The sequence below is a fragment of the Rhodococcus sp. HM1 genome (assembly GCF_023218075.1).
Taxonomy (GTDB): Bacteria; Actinomycetota; Actinomycetes; order Mycobacteriales; family Mycobacteriaceae; genus Rhodococcus.
On record NZ_JALPTB010000151.1, the window covers coordinates 1 to 3,546 of the forward strand.

The window sequence follows — 3,546 nt, forward strand, 5'->3', positions numbered from 1 at the left end:
CGGACCCAACGGCAACGACCCCACCGCCGACACATCCGACACCACCGACGCCGCCGCCTCCACCGACGACAACACCGACACCCCACCAACCCGCACACCCACATCCACCGCACACTGCGCCAGCACGGCGCGCACGGCCTCGGCCGCCCGGGCCGCGACGGATTCGTCGACGAGCGTGGGCAGGTAGGCGACCTCGACCGCGATCTCGTCGCCCGGGGTGACCTCGAGGGTCATCGGGTACTGCGTGGAGTCGCGCCCGCTCAGGCCGGCGAGGCCGAGCGCGTCGTCGTCGAGCATCGCGGTGAGCGCGGACTCGTCCATGGGGTACGACTCGAACACCACCAGCGTGTCGAACAGGCGCTGCTGCCCGGCGATACGGTGCAGTTCGGTGAGCGACACGTGATGGTGGTCGAGCACCGACACCTGCTGCTCCTGCACGCGGACCAGGGTGTCTTCGAGCCGGTCGGCCGGGTCGAGTTCGACGACGACCGGAATCGTGTTGATGAACAGGCCGATAGCGGATTCGACGCCGTCGACCTGGGACGGGCGACCGGAGACGGTGGCGCCGAAGACGACGGTGGACTGCCCGGTCTGCTGCGCGAGCGCCATCGCCCACGCGACCTGCGCAACCGTCGCGACGGTGACACCGCACGCGCGGGCCGCGGCGACGACACCGGCGCTGGTCTCGGCGTCGAGGGTGACGGGCACCGTCTGCGGGAACTCGGCGACCGAGACGCGCTCGGCCGGCGCGACGAGCGTCGGGCCCTCGACGGGGGCGAGCACCTGCTGCCACGCGGCGCGGGTCGCCTCCGGCTCCTGCTCGGCCAGCCAGGTCAGGAAGTTGCGGTAGCCGTCCCGGTCTGCACCGGTCGTGGACGAGGTTCCGCCGCGGTAGTTCTCGAGCAGTTCGGCCACGAGCAGCGGAGTCGACCAGCCGTCGATCACGGCGTGGTGTTCGGTCACCACCAGGCGATGCCGTTCCGGGGCGAGGACCACGAGCGCGCACCGCAGCAGCGGCGGCACGGCGGGGTCGAGCCGGGCGTCGCGTTCGGCGTCGGCGACCCGGTCGGCAGCGGCGTCCGGATCCGCGTCGGCCGTCACATCGATCACCTGCCAGGGCATCGGGACGAACGTGGGCACGACACTGCGGTACGTGCCGCCCTCGTCGGTCACGAACGCGGAGCGCAGGTTCGGATGCGCGTCGAGCAGCGCCTGTGCGGCGCGGTGCAGCCGGTCGCGGTCGAGCGGTCCGGTGAATTCGAAGGCGACCTGGCCGACATAGACGTCGACGGCGTCCGAGTCGGCGTGCAGCTGCGATTCGAAGATCAGGCCCTGCTGCAGACCGGTCATGGGCAGCACGTCGGCGAGTTCGCCGAATCGCTGCTCCCACGCGCACACGTCGGCCTGTGAGACGCCGGTGTCGAGGAAGTCGCCCGGCGTGTGCCGGACGGTCGGCACGGTTTCGGCGTGCCGGGCGAGCGCGGTGGCCGCCTCCGACCAGGCTGTACCCAGAGAGCGGGCCTGGTCCTCGGTGAGAATGCCGGTGGCGTAGGTCAGGCGGGTCTGCAACCGGGGACCGTCCGGACCGTCGACGGTGACGGCGTTGATGTCCACGGCGGTCGCGGCGAGCATCTCCGGGCGGGTGTGCCCGAGGAGCCCTGCGAATCCCGGCAGTGCCGACCAGTCCCGGGCCTCCCCGGTGTCGGCGACGAACCGGCCCAGGTAGTTGAATCCGATCTGCGGGCGAGCGCAGCGAGCGAGCACGTCCTCCCCGACCGGGTCGAGGTACCGGGCGAGGCCGTGATCGATCCCGTCGGCTGCGGCGGCACGCAACTGTTCCTTGACGGTTCGCACGATTGCATCGGCGTCGAATTCGTCTGTACCGGTTGTGATTCCGGTGAGATCGAGCCGGACGGGGTACATCGCGGTGAACCAGCCGACCGTGCGGGACAGGTCGGCGCCGGAGACGAGTTCGTCTGCGCGGCCGTGCGTTTCGCGGGCGATGAGGACACTGTCGGTCGCAGTGCCGCGGCCGCGGTGCCAGTTCACGACGGCGGTGGCCAGTGCCGCGTAGAGTCCGTCGTCGACGCTGCCGGCGTACACCCGCGGCAGGGTCGACAGCAGCGACCGGGTGGTCGCGACGTCCAGTTCGACGGTGACGTCCGCGGTGGACGCGTGGGTGTCGAGTGCCGGATCGAAGTCGCGGCTTCCGATCGGCGGCTCGAAGTCCCCGATCCGGGCGGCGAAGGACCGGGCACGGGCCTCGGTGTCGCCGGTGCGCGCCCGCTCGGCCAGCGCGGTGTTCCAGGTGCGGACGGACGTCGGCACCGGGTCGAGTTCCTCGCGGTTCCAGCGTGCGGCCAGATCTTCGAGCAGGACGCGCCAGGACACGCCGTCGACGACGAGATGGTGTGCGGCGATCAGCAGTGCGCCGCGCTCGTCCGCAGCGGCAGGAGCCAGGAACACCGCCTGCACCATCACACCGGCCGCAGGATCGAGACGCGCTGCCGCGGAGGCGAGTTCGGTGTGCACCTGCGCGTCCCGATCGGTGCCGGTTGCGACCTCGCGCACCAGGGCGTCGAGATCGATTGTCGTCTCGCGGGGCACGTCGAGTGCGTCGGGCGTGCCGTCACCGTCGGTGTCGACGAGGCGCGCACGCAGGATGTCGTGGTGCGCGATCACGTCCGCGAGAGCCGCGGCGAGGGCGCCGCGATCGGCTCCGACCGGCGTGTGCACGACGGTGGCCTGGCAGTAGTTCTCGTAGTGGCCGTCGCGGATCGTCGCGGTCGCGAGCGGCGTCAGCGGCACGAGTCCGGTTCCGTCGTCCGAGATCGCGGGGGCATCGTCGAGCGTGCGGGCCGACGCGGCCAGGGCCGCGACGGTGCGATGGGTGAACAGATCCCTTGCGGTGACCGCGATTCCGGCGCGCCGGGCGCGCGAGACGACCTGCAGGGACATGATGGAGTCGCCGCCGAGATGGAAGAAGTCGTCGTCGACACCCACCCCCTCCACACCGAGCACGTCCACGAACACCGAGCACAACACCCGCTCGGCCTCCGACACCGGCTCCCGGCCGGCACCGGACGAGGCCACCTCCGGCTCCGGCAACGCCGCCCGATCCAGCTTCCCGTTCACCGTCACCGGCAACGACTCGAGCACCGTCACCGTCGACGGCACCATGTACTCCGGCAACACCTCACCGGCCGCCGCCCGCAACTCCTCCGCCGACGCCTCCACCAGCAACGTCACATACGCCGCCAGATACGACTGCGACCGACCCGGCCGCTGCCGCACCACCACCGCCGCAGACCCCACCTGCGGCAACGACTCGAACACCGCCCGGATCTCGTCCACCTCGATGCGCTGACCGCGGATCTTCACCTGAAAATCCGACCGCCCCACATACTCCAAACCACCCGACGGCAACCACCGCACCAGATCCCCCGTCCGATACAACCGCCCACCGGGGGTGAACGGATCGGCGACGAACCGCGACGCCGTCAGGCTCGCCCGCGCGTGATAGCCCCGCGCCAGCTGCACCCCACC

General features: G+C 71.2%; 1 protein-coding gene. It reads right to left on the bottom strand.

Annotated features, from left to right (window positions below; translation table 11 throughout):
• Positions 1–3,546: condensation domain-containing protein (locus tag M1M07_RS32055; protein ID WP_248676741.1), on the bottom strand; the 3,546-nt coding region annotated here is incomplete at both ends.